Source organism: Arthrobacter sp. A2-55 (genome assembly GCF_025548615.1).
In the GTDB taxonomy this organism is placed as follows: Bacteria; Actinomycetota; Actinomycetes; order Actinomycetales; family Micrococcaceae; genus Specibacter; species Specibacter silviterrae.
The window spans coordinates 32773-52629 of the sequence record NZ_JAJLOZ010000005.1 but is presented as its reverse complement, the minus strand read 5'-3'; the positions used below and the strand labels follow the sequence as shown (position 1 = coordinate 52629).

General features: G+C 63.5%; 16 protein-coding genes and 1 tRNA gene. 4 read left to right on the top strand and 13 right to left on the bottom strand.

The annotated features are described in order from the left end of the window. Positions 1–57: 57 nt before the first annotated feature. Both rpsG and rpsL read right to left on the bottom strand, forming a co-directional pair. Entirely contained in the window at positions 58–528 is a 471-nt protein-coding gene (gene rpsG / locus LPN03_RS02695; RefSeq protein ID WP_165182461.1) for a 30S ribosomal protein S7, read from the bottom strand. 1 nt (position 529) lies between these two features. After that, the gene (gene rpsL / locus LPN03_RS02690; protein WP_038464715.1) at positions 530–904 is read right to left on the bottom strand and encodes a 30S ribosomal protein S12; all 375 of its coding nucleotides are present in this window, start codon (positions 902–904) and stop codon (positions 530–532) included. Positions 905–1316: 412 nt separating this feature from the next. Here rpsL and LPN03_RS02685 point away from each other — a divergent pair, with 412 nt between their 5' ends. Next, a complete protein-coding gene (locus tag LPN03_RS02685; RefSeq protein WP_262453027.1) occupies positions 1317–2309 on the top strand; it encodes a patatin-like phospholipase family protein in 993 nt (330 codons plus the stop codon). Between the two features lie 72 nt (positions 2310–2381). On the opposite strand, the gene LPN03_RS02680 is transcribed toward LPN03_RS02685, so the two are convergent. Both LPN03_RS02680 and rpoB read right to left on the bottom strand, forming a co-directional pair. Then, a complete protein-coding gene (locus LPN03_RS02680; protein ID WP_262453026.1) occupies positions 2382–6284 on the bottom strand; it encodes a DNA-directed RNA polymerase subunit beta' in 3903 nt (1300 codons plus the stop codon). A 106-nt stretch (positions 6285–6390) separates the two neighbouring features. After that, positions 6391–9909, bottom strand: a complete 3519-nt coding sequence (gene rpoB, locus LPN03_RS02675) for a DNA-directed RNA polymerase subunit beta (RefSeq protein WP_165182464.1) — start codon at positions 9907–9909, stop codon at positions 6391–6393. Between the two features lie 451 nt (positions 9910–10360). On the opposite strand from rpoB, the gene LPN03_RS02670 reads away from it, so the two are divergent. After that, the gene (locus LPN03_RS02670; RefSeq protein WP_262453023.1) at positions 10361–11560 is read left to right on the top strand and encodes an acetyl-CoA C-acetyltransferase; all 1200 of its coding nucleotides are present in this window, start codon (positions 10361–10363) and stop codon (positions 11558–11560) included. Next, positions 11557–12036 carry an aminoacyl-tRNA deacylase gene (locus LPN03_RS02665; RefSeq protein ID WP_262453021.1) on the top strand — a complete coding sequence of 160 codons (480 nt, stop codon included), beginning with the start codon at positions 11557–11559 and terminating at the stop codon, positions 12034–12036. The genes LPN03_RS02670 and LPN03_RS02665 overlap by 4 nt, the downstream gene beginning before the upstream one ends. Positions 12037–12336: 300 nt before the next feature. Here LPN03_RS02665 and rplL read toward each other — a convergent pair whose 3' ends face one another. The 9 genes from rplL to LPN03_RS02620 all read right to left on the bottom strand — a co-directional run bounded on the left by rplL (position 12337) and on the right by LPN03_RS02620 (position 18354). Continuing rightward, a complete protein-coding gene (gene rplL / locus LPN03_RS02660) occupies positions 12337–12714 on the bottom strand; it encodes a 50S ribosomal protein L7/L12 (RefSeq protein WP_165182467.1) in 378 nt (125 codons plus the stop codon). Between the two features lie 103 nt (positions 12715–12817). Then, positions 12818–13399 carry a 50S ribosomal protein L10 gene (gene rplJ / locus LPN03_RS02655; RefSeq protein WP_165182468.1) on the bottom strand — a complete coding sequence of 194 codons (582 nt, stop codon included), beginning with the start codon at positions 13397–13399 and terminating at the stop codon, positions 12818–12820. A 354-nt stretch (positions 13400–13753) separates the two neighbouring features. Further along, complete coding sequence (locus LPN03_RS02650) at positions 13754–14827, bottom strand: GNAT family N-acetyltransferase (RefSeq protein WP_262453018.1); 1074 nt, start codon at positions 14825–14827, stop codon at positions 13754–13756. A 24-nt stretch (positions 14828–14851) separates the two neighbouring features. After that, positions 14852–15397: a GNAT family N-acetyltransferase gene (locus LPN03_RS02645; RefSeq protein WP_262453016.1), complete on the bottom strand. Its 546-nt coding sequence runs from the start codon at positions 15395–15397 to the stop codon at positions 14852–14854. Positions 15398–15510: 113 nt separating this feature from the next. Next, positions 15511–16218, bottom strand: coding sequence for a 50S ribosomal protein L1 (gene rplA / locus LPN03_RS02640; RefSeq protein ID WP_165182471.1), 708 nt, complete (start codon positions 16216–16218; stop codon positions 15511–15513). A gap of 165 nt (positions 16219–16383) precedes the next feature. Beyond that, positions 16384–16815 (bottom strand): 50S ribosomal protein L11, encoded by a 432-nt coding sequence (rplK, locus tag LPN03_RS02635; protein ID WP_165182472.1) that lies wholly within the window; start codon positions 16813–16815, stop codon positions 16384–16386. A gap of 127 nt (positions 16816–16942) precedes the next feature. Continuing rightward, entirely contained in the window at positions 16943–17758 is an 816-nt protein-coding gene (gene nusG, locus LPN03_RS02630; RefSeq protein WP_262453015.1) for a transcription termination/antitermination protein NusG, read from the bottom strand. 89 nt (positions 17759–17847) lie between these two features. Then, positions 17848–18141 carry a preprotein translocase subunit SecE gene (gene secE, locus LPN03_RS02625; protein ID WP_165182474.1) on the bottom strand — a complete coding sequence of 98 codons (294 nt, stop codon included), beginning with the start codon at positions 18139–18141 and terminating at the stop codon, positions 17848–17850. A 140-nt stretch (positions 18142–18281) separates the two neighbouring features. After that, a tRNA-Trp gene (locus tag LPN03_RS02620) sits at positions 18282–18354 on the bottom strand. A 254-nt stretch (positions 18355–18608) separates the two neighbouring features. On the opposite strand from LPN03_RS02620, the gene LPN03_RS02615 reads away from it, so the two are divergent. After that, the gene (locus LPN03_RS02615; protein WP_165182475.1) at positions 18609–19844 is read left to right on the top strand and encodes a pyridoxal phosphate-dependent aminotransferase; all 1236 of its coding nucleotides are present in this window, start codon (positions 18609–18611) and stop codon (positions 19842–19844) included. Positions 19845–19857: the final 13 nt, after the last annotated feature.

Sequence of the window (19857 nt, the reverse complement as noted above, 5' to 3'; positions counted from 1 at the left end):
GATGAGCTAGCAGGTCTCCGGGCGGTTTGTAGCCGCCGGAAACCCCGAAGGCTCTAGTTACCAGCGGTAATGGGCGAAGGCCTTGTTGGACTCGGCCATCTTGTGGGTGTCTTCGCGACGCTTGACAGCAGCACCAAGGCCGTTGGAGGCATCCAGAACTTCGTTGCGCAGGCGCTCGGTCATGGTCTTTTCGCGGCGGGCCTTTGAGTAGCCAACCAGCCAGCGAAGGGCCAGGGCGGTCTGGCGGCCGGGCTTGACCTCAACCGGAACCTGGTAGGTGGCGCCACCAACACGGCGGGACTTGACCTCAAGGCTCGGCTTGATGTTCTCCATGGCCTTCTTCAAGGCAACCACGGGATCAGCACCGGTCTTCTCACGCACACCTTCGAGGGCACCGTAGACGATGCGCTCTGCAGTGGACTTCTTGCCGTCAATCAGGACCTTGTTGATCAGCTGGGTGACCAACGGGGAGCCGTATACGGGATCTACAACTAGCGGCCGCTTGGGGGCCGGACCCTTGCGAGGCATATTACTTCTTCTCCATCTTTGCACCGTAGCGGCTGCGGGCCTGCTTGCGGTTCTTGACGCCCTGGGTATCCAATGCGCCGCGGACGATCTTGTAACGAACACCGGGAAGGTCCTTGACACGGCCTCCGCGGACGAGCACGATGGAGTGCTCCTGAAGGTTGTGGCCTACACCGGGGATGTAGGCGGTAACTTCAACGCCGCCGTTGAGGCGCACGCGGGCAACCTTGCGCAGTGCCGAGTTCGGCTTCTTCGGGGTGGTGGTGTAAACGCGCGTGCAGACGCCGCGACGCATGGGGCTGCCCTTCAATGCGGGAGCCTTGGTCTTGGTGACCTTGGGTGTCCGGCCCTTTCGGACCAGCTGGTTAATCGTAGGCACTTTCGTGTTCTCCGTTGTTTTCTCGAGAGTCTTCTCGTGTTGCCTGTCCTGCCAAACGCAAAAACGCATTCACCGGGAAAAGCTGTTTACTGGTAGTCGCAGACTTGGCGACTTCACAGCGCCTAGGCATGCAAAAATGTGGCATTCGCTGTACAAGAACCGTACAACCCGGACCCGCGAACCGCATCCCCTGGACAACCATGGGAAACGGGCGCTCTTATCCACTGCCACACTAACAATTACCCCTACGTTACCACGCCTTGGGCACGGCCCTGAAATCCGGGGATGCTGAAGCCTTGACAGGGCCGCCAGGTGCGCGCAATCTCAAAGGTACTCCACGCCGCACCTTGGCCGGTCTCCCACCTGCAGCACCCCCATGTGGAGCGGACAACAGGCGAATGGCAGGTGCGTCATGGCAGATGCAGATTTGGTTCTTGAGGGCGGCGGAGTCAAGGGGTCCGGGCTGGTGGGCGCGGTGTCGGCCCTGGCCGAACACACCGATCCCTACTCGATTCACCGGGTGGCCGGCACCTCCGCCGGCGCCATCGTGGCGGGCCTGTTGGCCTCCGGCATGTCCGTTGCCCAGGTCAAGGCAGTCATGGACGGCCTTGACTTTGCCCGCTTTGAGGACGAGTCGGGATTCCTGGCCCACCTGCCCGGCCTGGGCGAATCCGCCGGGCTGCTGTTCCACGAGGGGCTGTTCACCGGCGGCTTCCTGCACGACTGGATCTCGGAGACACTGGCCGGGCAGGGCGTCTATACCTGGGCCGACCTGAAGGAAGATGACCCCGGCAGCGCCCTTCCGCCGGCACACCGCTACAAGCTGGTGGTCATTGTCTCCGATGTTTCCCGCGGCCTCATGCTGCGCCTTCCGTGGGACTATGAGGAATTGCTGGGCCTTGACCCCGACAAGACTTCCGTGGCGGACGCCATCCGGGCCTCGGCCTCCATTCCGTTCTTCTTCCGGCCCTGGAAAATGCCGGCCAACACCTCCGTGACCGGGCACGACCACATAGTCTGTGCCGACGGCGGACTGCTCTCCAACTTCCCCATGGCCATCTTCGACAGGCATGACGGCCGCCCGTCCCGCTGGCCCACACTCGGCGTCAAGCTGTCCGGGCAGACAAGCATCCGCACCGAGGACTGGGCACCGGACAACAGCAACATCCAGCTGGCCAAGTCGCTGCTGAGCACCATGATGGGCGCCCACGACCGCGGCTACGTCAACGACCCGCAAGCGGTCGCCCGGACCATCTTCGTCGACACCACCAACTACCGGGCCACCGACTTCCACCTGACCCCGGCAGACAAGGAAGCCATGTTCACAACAGGGCTGGCCAGCGGACAAAAGTTCCTGTCTTCCTGGGACTGGGAGGCGTGGAAGGCAGGCGGCTACGCCCGGTAGCCCCCGGGCTTAAAGCACGACGGCGGTGACCCACCTTTCACAGGTGACTCACCGCCGTCGAACTTTCAGGTGTTAGCCGGAGAAGTTGGTGCCGAGATCGTAGTCATCCAACGGGATGGCGCGGAACTCCGCCCCAAGGTCTCCCACGCCGCCCACGTAGTCAAAGTCGCTGAACGCGCTCGGACCGGTGAACAGGTTGGCCTTGGCCTCTTCGGTCGGCTCCACCGTGACGTTGGTGTAGCGCGGCAGACCCGTACCAGCCGGGATCAGCTTACCGATGATGACGTTCTCCTTCAGGCCCAGCAGCGGGTCCGACTTGCCTTCCATGGCCGCCTGCGTCAGGACGCGGGTGGTTTCCTGGAAGGAAGCGGCGGAGAGCCAGGACTCGGTGGCGAGCGAGGCCTTGGTGATGCCCATGAGCTCGTTGCGCCCGGATGCCGGCTTCTTGCCCTCGGACACGACGCGACGGTTTTCCGTCTCGAAGCGGCCGCGCTCGGCGAGCTCGCCGGGCAGCAGGTTGGAGTCTCCGGACTCGATGACAGTGACGCGGCGCAGCATCTGGCGGACGATGACTTCCACGTGCTTGTCGTGGATGCCCACGCCCTGGCTGCGGTACACGCCCTGGACTTCCTCCACGAGGTGCTTCTGGGCAGCTCGCGGGCCGAGGATGCGCAGCACCTGCTTCGGGTCGACAGCGCCGACGATCAGCTTCTGGCCAACCACCACGTGCTCGCCGTCTGCAACCAGCAGGCGGGCACGGCGCAGGACCGGGTAGGCGATCTCTTCGGTGCCGTCGTCCGGGGTCAGGATCAGTCGCATGGTGCGTTCGGACTCATCAATGTTGATGCGTCCGGCAGCCTCCGCGATCGGGGCCACACCCTTGGGGGTGCGGGCCTCGAAGAGCTCCTGGATACGGGGCAGGCCCTGGGTGATGTCCTCGCCACGGCTGGCCGAAACAGCACCACCGGTGTGGAAGGTACGCATGGTCAGCTGCGTGCCGGGCTCACCAATGGACTGTGCGGCGATGATGCCCACGGCCTCACCAATGTCGACCGTCTTGCCGGTGGCCAGCGAACGGCCGTAGCACAGTGCACAGGTTCCCACCGTGGACTCACACGTGAGCACGGAGCGGACCTTGATGTCGGCAATGCCCGCCGCGAACAGCTTCGCAATGAGGACGTCCCCGACGTCGTCGCCCGCCGTGGCCAGCACAGTGCCGCTCGCGTCAACGACGTCGGCAGCCAAGGTGCGCGCGTACACGCTGTTCTCGACTTCCTCGTGCAGCTTGATCTCGCCATCTTCGGTCACAACCGCGATGGGCAGGGTCAGGCCGCGCTCGGTGCCACAGTCGTCTTCACGAACAATGACATCCTGCGAAACGTCCACCAGGCGGCGGGTCAGGTAACCCGAGTTGGCCGTACGGAGGGCCGTATCGGCCAGACCCTTGCGGGCACCGTGCGTGGCGATGAAGTATTCCAAGACCGACAGGCCCTCACGGTAGGAGGACTTGATCGGGCGGGGGATAATTTCACCCTTCGGGTTTGCCACCAGGCCGCGGATACCGGCAATCTGGCGAACCTGCATCCAGTTACCACGGGCGCCGGAGGAAACCATCCGGTTAATGGTGTTGGACGCGGCGAAGGATGCACGCATTGCCTCGGCGATTTCGTTCGTTGCCTGGTTCCAGATGTCAATCAGGTCCTGGCGGCGTTCCTCATCGGCGATGAGGCCCTTGTCGAACTGGGCCTGCACCTTGGCAGCCTTGACTTCGTATCCTTCCAGGATGGCCGGCTTCGACTCGGGCACCTTGATGTCCGAGATGGCAACGGTGATCCCTGATCGGGTTGCCCAGTAGAAACCGGCATCCTTCAGGTTGTCCAGCGTTGCCGCCACGACCACCTTGGGGTAGCGCTCGGCGAGGTCGTTGACGATCTCGGAGAGCTGGCCCTTATCGGCAACCTTCTCAACCCACGGGTAGTCGGCAGGCAGGGTCTCGTTGAAGATGACCTGGCCCAGCGAGGTGGCAACGATGGCCGGCTGGCCGGGCTCCCATCCCTCCGGTGCTTCCCATTCCGCGTTTGGCACAAAGTTCGTCAGGCGGATCTTGACCTGCGAGTTCAAGTGCAGCTGGCCGGCGTCGTGCGCCATGATGGCCTCGGCGGGGGTCGAGAAGACCCTGCCTTCGCCCGCCGAACCCACACGCTTGGTGGTCAGGTGGTACAGGCCGATGATCATATCCTGCGAGGGCAGGGTGACCGGGCGGCCATCCGACGGCTTCAGGATGTTGTTGCTGGACAGCATCAGGATGCGTGCCTCAGCCTGGGCCTCGGGGCTCAGCGGCAGGTGCACTGCCATCTGGTCACCGTCGAAGTCAGCGTTGAAGGCGCCACAAACCAGCGGGTGAAGCTGGATGGCCTTGCCTTCAACAAGCTGCGGCTCGAACGCCTGGATGCCCAGGCGGTGCAGGGTTGGTGCACGGTTGAGCAGCACCGGGTGCTCGGTGATGATCTCTTCGAGCACATCCCACACCTGGGGGCGGAAACGCTCCACCATCCGCTTGGCGCTCTTGATGTTCTGCGCGTGGTTCAAGTCAACCAGGCGCTTCATCACGAAGGGCTTGAAGAGCTCCAGCGCCATCTGCTTGGGCAGACCACACTGGTGCAGCTTCAGCTGCGGGCCGACAACAATGACCGAACGGCCGGAGTAGTCAACGCGCTTGCCGAGGAGGTTCTGGCGGAAACGCCCCTGCTTGCCCTTGAGCATGTCGGAGAGCGACTTCAGCGGGCGGTTGCCGGGCCCGGTGACCGGACGGCCGCGGCGGCCGTTGTCGAACAGCGAGTCAACGGCTTCCTGAAGCATCCGCTTCTCGTTGTTGACAATGATCTCCGGGGCACCCAGGTCAAGCAGGCGCTTGAGACGGTTGTTGCGGTTGATCACGCGGCGGTACAGGTCGTTCAAGTCCGACGTCGCAAAGCGGCCGCCGTCGAGCTGCACCATGGGGCGCAGTTCCGGCGGGATCACCGGAACGGCATCCAGCACCATGCCCAGGGGGCTGTTGTTGGTGGTCAGGAACGCGTTGACAACCTTCAGGCGCTTGAGGGCACGCGTCTTGCGCTGGCCCTTGCCGTTCTGGATGATGTCGCGCAGGATCTCGGCTTCGCCGGCCATGTCAAAGGTCTCGAGGCGCTTCTTGATGGCCTCGGCACCCATGGAGCCTTCGAAGAACATGCCGTAGCGGTCACGCAGTTCGCGGTACAGCGCTTCGTCGCCTTCGAGGTCGGCAACCTTCAGGCCCTTGAAACGGTCCCAAACCTGCTCGAGGCGGTCGATGTCGGCATCCGCGCGCTTGCGCACATTGGCCATCTGGCGGTCCGCGGAGTCGCGGGCCTTCTTCTTCTCGGCAGCCTTGGCGCCTTCACCTTCCAGGCGCTGCAATTCGCCCTCAAGGTCGCGGGCGATCGTGGCAATGTCGGAGTCGCGCGTGTCGACCATGCGCTTCTTCTCCAGGTCATGCTCGGTCTGGAGGTTCGGCAATTCGGCGTGGCGTGCCTCGTCGTCGACGCTGGTGATCATGTAGGCGGCGAAGTAAATGACCTTTTCGAGGTCCTTCGGCGCCAGGTCCAGCAGGTAGCCCAGTCGTGACGGGACGCCCTTGAAGTACCAGATGTGCGTGACGGGGGCGGCCAGCTCAATGTGGCCCATGCGCTCGCGGCGCACCTTGGCGCGGGTGACTTCAACACCACAGCGCTCACAAATGATGCCCTTGAAGCGCACGCGCTTGTACTTGCCGCAGTAGCATTCCCAGTCGCGGGACGGGCCAAAGATCTTCTCGCAGAAGAGGCCGTCCTTCTCGGGCTTGAGCGTGCGGTAGTTGATGGTTTCCGGCTTCTTGACTTCGCCGTGCGACCAATCGCGGATGTCTTCCGCGGTGGCCAGGCCGATCTGCATGAGGCCGAAGGAGGATTCGCTGGACATATGGGTCCTGTTCTCTCTAATTCTCTAAAGTCTGAATGTCTGTGTCGGGTACGGGAGGAAGTGAAGGTTCGACGGCGGCGCAGCTCGCTGCCGCCGTCGAGCCTTACTAAACTTCTTCGACAGAGTTCGGCTCGGCCCGTGACAGGTCGATGCCCAGCTCCTCCGCGGCCCGGAAGACTTCTTCATCCGAGTCACGCATTTCAATCGTGGTGCCGTCGGTGGAAAGGACTTCCACGTTCAGGCACAGCGACTGCATTTCCTTGATGAGCACCTTGAAGGACTCCGGAATGCCCGGCTCCGGGATGTTCTCGCCCTTGACAATGGCCTCGTACACCTTGACGCGGCCGTGGATGTCATCAGACTTGATCGTGAGCAGTTCCTGCAGCGTGTACGCCGCGCCGTAGGCCTCCAAGGCCCACACTTCCATTTCACCGAAGCGCTGTCCGCCGAACTGCGCCTTACCGCCCAGGGGCTGCTGGGTGATCATGGAGTAGGGGCCGGTGGAACGGGCGTGGATCTTGTCGTCCACCAGGTGGTGGAGTTTCAGGATGTACATGTAGCCCACAGAAACCGGGTCCGGGAACGGCTCGCCGGAGCGGCCGTCAAACAGGAGGGTCTTGCCGGAGGCATCCACCAGGCGCACACCGTCGCGGGTGACGTTGGTGGAGTCCAGCAGGCCGGTGATCTCCGTGTCGCGGGCGCCGTCGAACACCGGGGTGGCAACCTTGGTCTGGCCGATCTCGCGCGGCAGGTTGGGCAGCTTCTGCACCCAGTCCGGCTCGCCTTCGATCTTCCAGCCGTTCTTGGCGGCCCAGCCCAGGTGGATCTCCAGGACCTGTCCGACGTTCATGCGGCCGGGAACACCCAGGGGGTTCAGGACGATGTCGACGGGCGTGCCGTCGGCAAGGAAGGGCATGTCCTCGATCGGCAGGATCTTGGAGATGACACCCTTGTTGCCGTGGCGGCCGGCAAGCTTGTCACCGTCGGTGATCTTGCGCTTGTTGGCCACGTAGACGCGGACCAGCTGGTTCACTCCGGGAGGCAGGTCGTCGTCGGAGTCGCGGTCAAAGACGCGCACCCCGATGACTGTGCCGGACTCGCCGTGGGGAACCTTCAGCGAGGTGTCGCGGACTTCGCGGCTCTTCTCGCCGAAGATGGCACGCAGCAGGCGCTCTTCCGGGGTCAGTTCGGTTTCGCCCTTCGGGGTGACCTTCCCAACCAGGATGTCGCCGGCTTCAACCTCGGCACCAATGTGGATGATGCCGCGCTCGTCCAGGCCGGCCAGGATTTCCTCGGAAACGTTCGGGATGTCCCGGGTGATTTCCTCGGCACCAAGCTTGGTGTCGCGGGCGTCGATCTCGTGCTCTTCAATGTGGATGGAGGAAAGCACGTCTTCGGCAACAATGCGCTGCGACAGGATGATGGCATCCTCGTAGTTGTGCCCTTCCCACGACATGAAGGCGACCAGGAGGTTCTTGCCCAGGGCGAGCTCGCCCATGTCCGTTGCGGGACCGTCGGCGATGATGCCGCCAACTTCCAGGCGCTGGCCCTCGGAGGCCAGGACGCGCTGGTTGTAGGCCGTGCCCTGGTTGGAGCGCTGGTACTTGGCGATCGGGTAGTTGGTTTCCGTGCCGTCGTCGTTCAACATCACAACGATGTCGGCGGAGACCTCGGAGACCACACCGGCCTTCTTGGCGATGACCACGTCACCGGCGTCAACTGCCGTGGCGCGCTCCATGCCGGTGCCTACGAAGGGGGCCTCGGACTGGACCAGCGGCACGGCCTGGCGCTGCATGTTCGCACCCATGAGGGCGCGGTTGGCGTCGTCGTGCTCCAGGAACGGGATCAGGGCCGTGGCCACCGACACCATCTGGCGCGGGGAGACGTCCATGTACTCGACCTCGTCGGCCGGGATCAGCACGGGCTCGCCGCCACCGCCACGCTGGCGGACCAGGACGGATTCCTCGGTGAAGTGGTTGTCGTCGTCCAGCGGCGCGTTGGCCTGGGCGATGACAACATCAACCTCGTCGTCGGCCGTCAGGTAGTCCACCTGGTCGGTGACGATGCCGTCCTTGACGCGGCGGTAGGGGGTTTCGATGAAACCGAAGGGGTTGATGCGCCCGTAGGAAGCCAGCGAACCGATCAAACCAATGTTCGGGCCTTCAGGGGTTTCAATGGGGCACATGCGGCCGTAGTGCGACGGGTGGACGTCACGGACTTCCATGCCGGCACGGTCGCGGGACAAACCGCCCGGGCCCAGCGCGGACAGGCGGCGCTTGTGCGTCAGGCCGGCCAGCGGGTTGTTCTGGTCCATGAACTGCGACAGCTGCGACGTTCCGAAGAACTCCTTGATCGCGGCGACAACCGGGCGGATGTTGATCAGCGTCTGGGGCGTGATGGCCTCAACATCCTGGGTGGTCATGCGCTCGCGCACCACGCGCTCCATGCGGGACAGGCCCGTGCGGACCTGGTTCTCGATGAGCTCGCCCACCGCGCGGATGCGGCGGTTGCCGAAGTGGTCGATGTCGTCGACGTCAACGCGCAGGTCAACTTCGGCGCCGTCGCGCTTGCCCTTGGTGGTCTTGCCGCCGGCGTGCAGGGTCACCAGGTACTTGATCATGGCGACGATGTCATCCACGCTCAGCACGGAGGCGTCCGGGCTGCTCAGGGGCAGGTCGATGCCGAGCTTGCGGTTGATCTTGTAACGGCCAACCTTGGCCAGGTCGTAGCGCTTGGCGTTGAAGTACAGGTTGTGCAGCAGTGCGTCTGCGGCGTCAACGGTGGGCGGCTCGCCCGGGCGCAGCTTGCGGTAGATGTCCAGGAGCGCGTCCTCGCGGCCGGTGGTGGCATCCTTTTCCAGCGTGGCACGGATGGAGTCGAACTCGCCGAACTCCTCCAGGATCTGGCCTTCGGTCCAGCCAAGGGCCTTCAGCAGCACGGTGACGGACTGCTTGCGCTTGCGGTCAAGGCGCACGCCGACCTGGTCGCGCTTGTCAATCTCCAGCTCAAACCAGGCACCACGTGAAGGGATGATCTTGGCGGTGAAGATTTCCTTGTCGCTGGTCTTGTCTGCGGTGCGCTCAAAGTATGCGCCCGGGGAACGGACCAGCTGGGACACAACAACACGCTCGGTGCCGTTGATGACAAAGGTGCCCTTGTCGGTCATGAGCGGGAAATCGCCCATGAACACGGTCTGCTGCTTGATTTCACCCGTGAGGTTGTTCATGAATTCAGCCTTGACATACAGGGGGGCGGCGTACGTGGCGTCGCGGTCCTTGCATTCGTCAACGGTGAACTTGGGGTCGGCGAACTCCGGTTCCGTGAAGGACAGGGACATGGTGCCCTGGAAGTCCTCAATCGGGGAGATCTCTTCGAAGATGTCAGCCAATCCGGAGGTTACGGCCACACTGTCATCGCCGGCATCAACGGCTGTCTGCATGCGGTCCTGCCAGCGCCCGTTGCCGACGAGCCAGTCAAAGCTCTCGGTCTGGAGTGCAAGCAGATTCGGCACGTCAAGCGGCTCGTGAATCTTTGCGAATGAGAGGCGACTCTTAGCACCGTCCGTGCTGTTTGAATCGATAGCGGTTGCAGCGTTATTTACATTAGAGGTGCTCGAGGCGACCAAGAGGGATCCTTCCACAGACCTGCAGGCTTGTTCTTGTGAACCCTCACCCGATTCGCCGCTTGGTCATCAAACCAAGGCGAACGCTGGTCAAGAAGTTGCAAAAACACCCATCATGGGAGTTGAATCTACCCAAGATGCGCGTTGTTCCAACTCTTGTCCTAAGCAAAGCCCACCGCTATATGAAGGCTGAAGGTTAAGAGGGATACGCAAAGAACTACACTACAGGCAAAGTGCCCCACGTGTCTACCCCACTGCGGGCAAATGCGCAACTATGAATGTTCCGCGGCCCACAGCGGGGACGCCCAACGCCAAATTATTGGGTCCCATATTTCGACCGCACACCCCTGATGTCGCGGAATTTTCCCCGCCTCCCCTACTGTTAGATTCAATAGGGACCCGGTGAGCCGGTCGACGATGACCGGCCCGGATGATGTGTAAGGAGCATCCTCGCATGACGACACAGGCAAATGACGTGGTAATTCTCGCAGGAGCGCGCACCCCGCAGGGGCGCCTCAACGGGCAGCTGGCGGGCTTCACCGCCGTCGAACTTGGTGCTAAGGCCATTGCCGCGGCAGTGGAGCGGTCCGGGCTCAGTCCGCAGGATGTCAAATATGTTGTCATGGGCCACGTGCTCCAGGCCGGGGCAGGCCAAAACCCGGCACGCCAGAGTGCAGTCGGCGCCGGAATCGGTTGGAACGTGCCGGCCGTGACCATCAACAAGGTGTGCCTCTCGGGGCTGACGGCCATCATCGACGGGGCCCGCATGATCCGCTCCGGCGATGCCGACGTGGTGGTGGCCGGCGGCCAGGAATCCATGACACGGGCCCCGCACATTCTTCCCGGTTCGCGCCAAGGCTGGAGCTACGGGGCCGTCCAGGCACTCGATGTGGCCGCGCACGACGGCCTCACGGACGCGTTCGACGGCGAATCCATGGGGCTCTCCACGGAACGCGGCAACATCAGGCTGAACATTACCCGCGCCGCGCAGGACGAGGTGGCCGCAGCGTCCCACCAACGCGCCGCGGCTGCACAGGAAGCCGGCGTATTCGATCGCGAAATTGTGCCGGTCACCGTGCCCCAGCGCAAGGGGGATCCGCTGGTCCTTACCCGCGACGAAGGCATCCGGGCAGCCACCACGGTGGAAACCCTCGCCCCGCTCCGGCCCGCATTCACGGCCGACGGCGCCATCACGGCTGGCAACTCATCCCCGCTGTCCGACGGCGCCTGCGCGGTGGTCCTCTCCACCCGCGCCTACGCCGACGAACACGGACTTGAATGGCTCGCCGTGGTGGGGAAACCCGGCCAAGTGGCGGGGCCCGACAACTCCCTGCACTCGCAGCCTTCGCACGCCATCCAGAGCGCCCTGGACAGGGCCGGCTGGACCACCGAGGACCTGGACTTCATTGAGGTCAATGAGGCATTTGCGTCCGTGGCCGTGCAGTCCCTCCGCGACCTCGACTTCCCGCTGGAGAAGTGCAACATCCACGGCGGAGCCATTGCGCTGGGCCACCCGATCGGCACCTCCGGCGCACGCCTGGCCCTGCACGCCGCGTTTGAGCTGGCCCGCCGCGGCTCCGGCAAGGCAGCCGTCTCCCTGTGCGGCGGCGGCGGCCAGGGAGAGGCCCTCCTGCTGTTCCGGGATGCGGAGTGAGCGAAGTGCTTCAGGGCCATGCCCGCGTTTCGGCGGATGCCGCCGGGCGCGGGCTGGCCGTGGAAATCTTTGCCCGCCCGGCGGCAAATTCGCTGGCTGAAGCAGCCTCCCTGATGGGCGTCACGCCCGGGGACATAGTGAAATCTTTGGTGGTCAAACGCAGTGACAACACGTTCCTCTTTGCCCTGGTCCCCGGCGGCCGGTCCATTTCCTGGCCCAAGCTGCGCCATGCCGTGGGCGTGAACAAGCTGCAAATGCCCCCTGCAGACATTGCGCTGGCGGCCACAGGCTATGAGCGCGGCACCATCACGCCGCTTGGGAGCACCACCGCGTGGCCCGTGTTCGTCGATGAATCCGTGGTTGGGCGCAGGGTGGCCATGGGGGCCGGCGAACACGGCTACAGCATGTTCGTCGAAGCAGACGCCCTCATCGCAGCGTTCGGCGCCACCGTGGCGGACATCTCCGTCCCCGAATAGGACGCTCCCTCACCTTTCGCGGCAATCGCCCCGACGCTTCCTCACCTTTCGCGGTGTTTCCGGCGGCGCTCCCTCCCGGTCGGTGTTTGCCCGCCGGTCGCCACGCAAGGCAGTGATGGAGCGTTTCGAAAAAACACCGCGAAAGGTAATCGAGCGTCGAGGAGATATGGCCATAAAGTGAGGGAGCGTCGGGGGAAAGACCGCGAAAAGTGAGGGAGCGTCGCTTGGCGGGGGTGGGCGTACACGCGAAGGGGCCCCGCACCTTGTCGGTGCGGGGCCCCTTCATGGAATGCGAGGTGATTACTTGAGGGTAACCGTGGCGCCGGCAGCTTCGAGGGCTTCCTTGGCCTTCTCGGCAGCTTCCTTGGTTGCACCTTCGAGGACAGCCTTCGGAGCGGAGTCAACGACGTCCTTGGCTTCCTTCAGTCCGAGGGACGTGAGGGCGCGAACTTCCTTGATCACTGCAATCTTCTTGTCGCCAGCGGCTTCAAGGATGACATCGAATTCGGTCTGCTCGTCTTCAGACTCAGCAGCGCCGCCACCGGCGGGGCCGGCAACTGCAACAGCGGCAGCGGTAACTTCAAAGGTCTCTTCGAAGAGCTTGACGAACTCGGAGAGCTCGATGATGGTCAGTTCCTTGAAAGCTGCAATGAGCTCGTCGTTGGTGAGCTTAGCCATGGGTGGCGCTCCTTCTGTGTACGTGGCCCGGAGGGCCGAATCTATAAACCTAAGTCCTCATGGATTTAGGGAAAAACTAGAGGGGACGAATCCCCCATGAGGACTAGGCCTCGGTGGTCTCGGCGGCCGGTGCCTCTTCGGCAGCGGCAGCTTCAGGGGCCGGAGCCTCTTCGACAGCGGCAGGCGCTTCCTCGACGGGGGCGCCTTCGGCCAGCTTGACACGCAGGGCCTCGATGGTGCGCGCGACGGCGGCCATCGGAGCCTTGAGGATGCCGGCGACCTTGGCCAGCTGCAGTTCGCGAGACTCAAGGGCGGCCAGTGCGGCTACCTCAGAAGCGTCGAGAGCCTTGCCTTCGAAGATGCCGGTCTTGATGATCAGCGCCTTGTTGGCTTTTGCAAAATCCGTCAGGCTCTTCGCTGCAGCTACAGCATCACCCTTGATGAAAGCAATGGCGGTGGGGCCGCTCAGCTGACCCTCGAAGGCGTCAACACCCGCTTCCTTGGCCGCGATGGCTGTCAGGGTGTTCTTGACGACCGAGAACTTGGTGTCCTGGCCGAGAGAAACGCGCAGCTCCTTGAGCTGGGCAACGGTGAGCCCACGGTATTCGGTTAGGACTGCTGCAGTGGAATCATTGAAATCTTGAGTGATTTCCTTGACCGCAGCCACCTTTGTTGGCGTTGCCATAACCCTCCTTCCGGGAATTGGTGCCGGTCCCTGCAGGTCCCGTCCCACGCTCCACGGGGAAGCTGGCGGGACAAACAAAACGCCCCGCACAGATGTACGGGGCGTTTCACGGCGGGTCAACCGGCATTCACCGGGGTCTACACCATTTAAGCTTTGTGCACCTGCGCTGGCCGTCCTGAACAGGACTTTCGGATGGAAACTTTCCCTGGTTCCGTGTTGCGCGGCACATGGTGCACCTGCATTGCGGGGGTGATTTCCATCGACCGACGGTCTTTGGTTCCTTAAGAATACAAGAGAGGTCCGGGTGACGCCAAATCGAAGCCGGGAACCCGCGGCCAGGCGGGGGGCAGATTGCTACAGCGCTGCCGCGAAATCCTTCTGCCACTGCCCCGTAACGCCCGCCGCGGCAAATCCCAGCTTGGCGTTCACCGCCAGCATGTACGCATTGTCCGCGGCGTTCCACGTGTACACCGTGCGGGACTGCGGGAATTCACGCGCCAGCCGTTCCATGTTGGCCACCTTGATCCGCAGGCCCAACTCCTGCCCCCGGTGTTCCTCTGCCAGCACGGTGTCGTCCTGGAACACCACGTCCTCCCGGTACCCCAGCACCGAAATGGAGGTAAACCCCACCAGGGACCCGGTGGCCACGCACTCTGCGGCACTCACCAGGGTGTGCCGCCCCGTCTGAAGTGACAATTCCTCTGATTCCCGCAGCCGCGCCACATCCCAGGTGTCCCCGCCCTCCGGGTCCTGGCCCCGCTCCAGCCGAACCACGTCCGCGGCCCACCGGTCCGGGCAGTGGTCCGTCCATCCATGGACGTCGTACTTGCCCGCTTGGGCGGCCTTCGCGCCATCGGAGAGCTCCTGTGCCCTGTCCGGGTTCAGGGGCAGGGCACAGCTGCTGAACTGCTCCACCTGCTCAAGCTGGTAGCCGGCGCTGAAGGCAAACCGCGCTTCCCTGCTGCTCAGGGGCAGCGAACCGGCGCCGTTTGCGGCGGGCACGGCGTCCTCGCCCCCGGCGGCAGCGTCCGCAGCCGAATGGTTGGTTTCCACAACCACAATGTGCCGGTTTTCCCCCTGCACAAACGTTTCGGCCGCCTCCAGCAGCTTCCTGCCAATGCCATGGCCTTGCGCCGATGGCAGCACATCCAGCGTGACATGGGCCAGTTCCGTGTCGTCGTCCAGGGGCATGGCGACGCCGGCCCTGCCCACGATCTCCCCGCCGAGGCGGGCCACCAACATCACATACCATTCGTACGGGTCGTGGCAGAGCGCCAGCATCTCCGCACCGGTATAGGCCAGGTCGTCATTGCCCCAGGTGTTTAGGCGGACCTGGCGGGAGACGTCCACGGCGCGCAGGAAGTCCGCGGCGCCGTCGCCGTCGAGCGTCTCGGGCACCCGCAGTTGTTCGATCTGGACATCGTTCATTTCCCTGTACTCCTGAGACTTGCGTTATGCGGGCCGGACCATGACAAAATCATGCTCCACCCTGTTCCCCAGCCGAAAGCTTCGCTCCCCGGCAACGGCAAAGCCGTGCTTTTCATAGAATTTCCTGGCCCGGGCATTCTCATCATTGACGCCGAGCCACACCTGTGCGGAACCCCGCGACCGCGCCCACCCAAGGCTTTCCGCCATGAGCTGCGCGGTGATGCCCGCTCCATGGACATCGGGGTGTGCATAGCATTTGCTCAGTTCCACCCCGGAAGGGCTGCCCACAACAGCCGCCACGTCCGCGTCCTGCGGCGGTGCGTCCACCAGCATCGTGTATGCGAGCAACTGGGACCCTCCGCCGGGCTGTGAGTCCTCGGCCACAAAAACCACGCGTTGGGAGTCGGTCAAGTAGCCGTCGAAGGAGTCCTCCCCCAGCTTGTCCACGATGAAGGCGGCTACGTCCTCCGCCCGGCTGTCGGGCGGGCAGGCCAATGGGAAAGTCACCGCAGCCAGGCCGGCCAGCGCCGCCGCATCCTCACGAGTTGCCTCCCTGATGGTGACGGTCATATGTCATGCTCCCAAGATTGCTTGTGCGTGCCTGCCTGTGACTTAACCATACAAAAAATGGGGGCCGGCGTAGCGAATAGCTAGACCGGCCCCCATGTTCCAAAGCCTGTGGCTTAGGCGTCGGTGAGTACCTTTGTTGCCGCGGGGTCGACCGAGATGCCGGGGCCGAACGTCGTGGTGACAGTGGCCTTCTGCAGGTAGCGGCCCTTGGAAGCGGACGGCTTCAGGCGAAGCACCTCTTCCAGCGCTGCCGCGTAGTTCTCCGCCAGCTTGACGGCGTCGAAGGACACCTTGCCGATGATGAAGTGAAGGTTGGAGTGCTTGTCGACGCGGAAGTCGATCTTGCCGCCCTTGATGTCATTGACAGCCTTGGCGACGTCGTTGGTGACCGTGCCGGTCTTCGGGTTCGGCATGAGGTTGCGGGGGCCAAGAATCTTGCCCAGGCGACCCACCTTGCCCATAAGGTCCGGGGTTGCCACTGCTGAGTCGAAGTCGGTCCAGCCGCCCTGGATCTTTTCGATCAGTTCGTCCGTGCCCACGAAGTCGGCGCCGGCTGCAATAGCGGCCTCGGCGCGCTCGCCCGTTGCGAAAACGAGGACGCGGGCCGTCTTGCCGGTGCCGTGGGGCAGGTTGACCGTGCCGCGGATCATCTGGTCGGCCTTGCGGGGGTCAACGCCCAGGCGGAACGCGACCTCAACGGTGGCGTCGAACTTGGAGGGGTTGGTCTCCTTGGCGAGCTTGATGGCCTCGAACGGTGCGTAAACCTTTTCCGCATCGATCTTGGCTTCGGCTGCCTTATATGCTTTGCTGCGCTTTGCCATGCTGCTTGTTTCTCCTTGTGCAGTTGTGGTCGTTTGGACCGCGCGGGCCCTGCCACGTACGTCCGCCTCCAGGCACCCAGGGGGAGACTGGCCGGCGTCGTTCTTTATGTTTTTGGTGATGCTGATTGGCGGTCGCGACAAGCCCGACCACCGGATGCCGGGGCTTTAGGCCTCGACGGTGATGCCCATGGAGCGGGCGGTGCCGGCGATGATCTTCTCAGCGCCTTCGATGCTCGTGGCGTTGAGGTCGACCAGCTTCTGGGTGGCGATCTCGGTGACCTGTGCCTTGGTCAGCTGGGCAACCTTGACGGTGTGCGGGGTGGCTGAACCCTTGGCGACGCCTGCAGCCTTTTTGATGAGCTCAGCAGCCGGCGGGGTCTTGGTGACGAACGTGAAGGAACGGTCTTCGTAAACCGTGATTTCAACGGGGATGACGTTTCCGCGCTGGGATTCCGTGGCAGCGTTGTACGCCTTGCAGAATTCCATGATGTTGACACCGTGCTGGCCAAGCGCGGGACCGATTGGCGGGGCCGGGTTGGCGGCGCCTGCCTGGATCTGCAGCTTGATAAGGCCGGTGACCTTTTTCTTGGGAGCCAATGTAGGGTCCTTCTCTCAATATCTGTCCTGGACGACGGAGCGCGTCCAAGGTGGGTGGCCGGATGGCGTCCGGCCGAACGCCCCGCGGGAACTAAGCAAGCCCCCGCGAAGCGAAACTTAGGGGCAACTAGATCTTGGTGACCTGGTTGAAGGCGAGTGTGACGGGGGTCTCGCGCTCGAAGATGGATACCAGCACCACCAGCTGCTGGGATTCGGGCTTGATCTCCGAAATGGTGGCGGAGAGGGTCTCGAACGGGCCGTCCTTGACGATGACGGCCTCGCCGACCTCGAAGTCGATTTCGGCATCCAGCGGATCGTGGCGCAGCGGGACGCCGGTCACTTCGGCCTGCTGCTCCTCGAAGATCGGGGCCAGCATGGAGAAGACCTCGTCCAGGCGCAGCGGCACGGGGTTGTGGGCGTTGCCGACAAAGCCGGTGACGCCGGGGGTGTGGCGGACCACGCCCCAGGAGGCATCCGTCAAGTCCATGCGGACCAGCACGTAGCCGGGAATGCGAACGCGGTTCACAACCTTGCGCTGGGCGTTCTTGATCTCCACGACTTCTTCCATGGGGACCTGGACTTCGAAGATGAAATCTTCCATGTTCAGCGACAGGCTGCGGGATTCAAGGTTGACCTTGACGCGGTTTTCGTAGCCGGCGTAGGAGTGGATGACGTACCAGTCACCCTCCTGGCGGCGCAGCTTGGCCTTGAATTCCTCGGCCGGGTCCACCTCGGGCTCGGCAGGCACGACGGCGGCGTCAGCTTCCGCTGCTTCGTCGCCTTCCGCCGTGGCCGGCTCGGCGTCGACCGCGGTGGCCGGCTCGGTTTCAACCGCTGCTGCGTCAGCCTCGGGGGCATCAAGGTCGGCACTGATTGCAGCATCAGCAACCACAGTGTCCTGCTCCGGCTCACTGTAGTTAGCCTCGGGCTCCTGCTCAGACACGAATTTCCTGCTTTCCTTGTGCGTTTCTTAAATGGCTCAAACCGACCCCTTGTCGAAAATCGCTTTCGGGGCCGGCCAAAGTCGAGCGTTTACTGCTCAGTGGATACGTGGCCGCCAAAGACCCAAAGCACGGCCTTGCCGAAGCCAAAGTCCAGGACGGTGACGATTCCCATCACAATGACCACGAATACCAGCACGACGGCGGTCATGTTGATCAACTCCTGGCGAGTGGGCGTGACGACCTTTTTCATCTCGCCAATGACCTGGCGAAGGAAGGTGGCTATGCGGCCAAAGAATCCTGGCCCACCTGACTTGCCGGTCTTCTTGGCAGGGCGGCCCTCGGAGCGGCTTGCCGCAGATTCGGTCACCAGTGCCTCACTCATCGTTTGTTGGAAAACACCCGGGCCCGGATCTCGGACCCCGTCTTGTGCAACTTATTCGCTAGACGGAGATGGGTTTGGCCCACGAATCCACAAGTAATTCACTTGCACTTCACAAGGACCAAACCCGCTGCGCCTAAACGCAGGGCAGACAGGACTCGAACCTGCAACCTGCGGTTTTGGAGACCGCTGCGCTACCAATTGCGCCACTACCCTTTGGAGCCCTGGGGGCCCCATGACGCCGAACGCCATGAATAACTTACCGTCTTGAACACCCGTTTTCCAAACCGGCACCGGTTGTTCCATCCGGTTCAAGGCGTGCACCATCATGGTGTTTTAGCACCAGTTCTCCATTCTACGCATTCTTAAGTGGCTACGTCGAACCGGGCACCCGATGCGCCTAAAGTAGAAGACGAAGTCGAAGTGACCCGAATGCACTGTAAGGCTCACCCTGAGAAGAAAGTACCCTGATGTCTGCCGAACTGACAGCTGACCATGGCGCCGGGCGCCGCATCTCCGCCCGCATCGCCGCCATCGCCGAATCCGCCACACTGGCCGTCGACGCCAAGGCCAAGGCGCTGAAGGCGGCCGGGCGCCCCGTGATTGGATTTGGTGCCGGTGAGCCGGACTTCCCCACCCCCGACTACATAGTGGAGGCGGCAATTGCCGCAGCCCGACAGCCCAAGTACCACCGCTACTCCCCCGCAGCGGGCCTGCCGGAGCTCAAGGCCGCCATCGTGGCCAAGACGCTGCGGGATTCGGGCTACTCCGCCGAGCCCGCCCAGGTGGTGGTCACCAATGGCGGCAAGCAGGCCGTCTACGAGTCTTTCGCCACCTTGCTCGATCCGGGTGATGAGGTCATCATCCCCACCCCGTACTGGACCACCTATCCGGAGGCGATCCGGCTGGCCGGCGGCGTTCCCGTTGAGGTGTTTGCCGGACCGGAACAGGGCTACCTGGTGACCGTGGACCAGCTTGAAGCCGCGGTGACGCCCCGCAGCAAGGTGCTGCTGTTTGTGTCCCCGTCCAATCCGACCGGCGCCGTGTACTCCGCCGAGCAAACGCGGGAGATCGGGCTGTGGGCCGCGTCGAAGGGCCTGTGGGTCATCACGGACGAAATCTACGAGCACCTGACCTACGACGGCGTCCCCTTCACTTCGATTGCCACGGCCGCCCCGGAGCTGGGTGACAAGGTGGTGATCCTCAACGGCGTGGCCAAGACGTATGCCATGACCGGCTGGCGCGTGGGCTGGATGATCGCCCCGGCGGATGTGGCCAAGGCTGCCACGAACATGCAGTCCCACGCCACGTCCAACGTGGCCAACGTTTCCCAGATGGCCGCCCTGGCCGCCGTGTCCGGGCCCCTGACGGCCGTGGAGGAAATGAAGGTGGCCTTCGATCGCCGCCGCAAGGCCATGGTGCAGGCGCTGAACGCGATCGACGGTGTGCAGTGCCCCACGCCCCACGGCGCGTTTTATGCCTATGCCGATGTTCGGGGCCTGCTGGGACGCGAGATCGGTGGCATCCGCCCGGCCACGTCGGCGGAGCTGGCTGCCCTCATCCTGGACAAGGCCGAAGTGGCCGTGGTTCCGGGCGAGGCGTTCGGCCCCAGCGGCTACCTGCGCCTGTCCTACGCCCTCGGCGACGACGACCTCGCCACAGGCGTGGGCCGCCTGCAGGAGTTCCTGGGCACCGCAAAGGCCTGACGGGAGGACGCCG

Bases quoted from the DNA above. Each gene is read 5' to 3' on its own strand.
- secE (WP_165182474.1), bottom strand. From the start codon at position 18,141: ATGAGTGAGGCACTGGTGACCGAATCTGCGGCAAGCCGCTCCGAGGGC.
- LPN03_RS02680 (WP_262453026.1), bottom strand. From the start codon at position 6,284: ATGTCCAGCGAATCCTCCTTCGGCCTCATGCAGATCGGCCTGGCCACC.
- rplA (WP_165182471.1), bottom strand. From the start codon at position 16,218: ATGGCAAAGCGCAGCAAAGCATATAAGGCAGCCGAAGCCAAGATCGAT.
- rplJ (WP_165182468.1), bottom strand. From the start codon at position 13,399: ATGGCAACGCCAACAAAGGTGGCTGCGGTCAAGGAAATCACTCAAGAT.
- LPN03_RS02650 (WP_262453018.1), bottom strand. From the start codon at position 14,827: ATGAACGATGTCCAGATCGAACAACTGCGGGTGCCCGAGACGCTCGAC.
- LPN03_RS02685 (WP_262453027.1), top strand. From the start codon at position 1,317: ATGGCAGATGCAGATTTGGTTCTTGAGGGCGGCGGAGTCAAGGGGTCC.
- rplL (WP_165182467.1), bottom strand. From the start codon at position 12,714: ATGGCTAAGCTCACCAACGACGAGCTCATTGCAGCTTTCAAGGAACTG.
- LPN03_RS02615 (WP_165182475.1), top strand. From the start codon at position 18,609: ATGTCTGCCGAACTGACAGCTGACCATGGCGCCGGGCGCCGCATCTCC.
- LPN03_RS02670 (WP_262453023.1), top strand. From the start codon at position 10,361: ATGACGACACAGGCAAATGACGTGGTAATTCTCGCAGGAGCGCGCACC.
- LPN03_RS02645 (WP_262453016.1), bottom strand. From the start codon at position 15,397: ATGACCGTCACCATCAGGGAGGCAACTCGTGAGGATGCGGCGGCGCTG.
- rpsG (WP_165182461.1), bottom strand. From the start codon at position 528: ATGCCTCGCAAGGGTCCGGCCCCCAAGCGGCCGCTAGTTGTAGATCCC.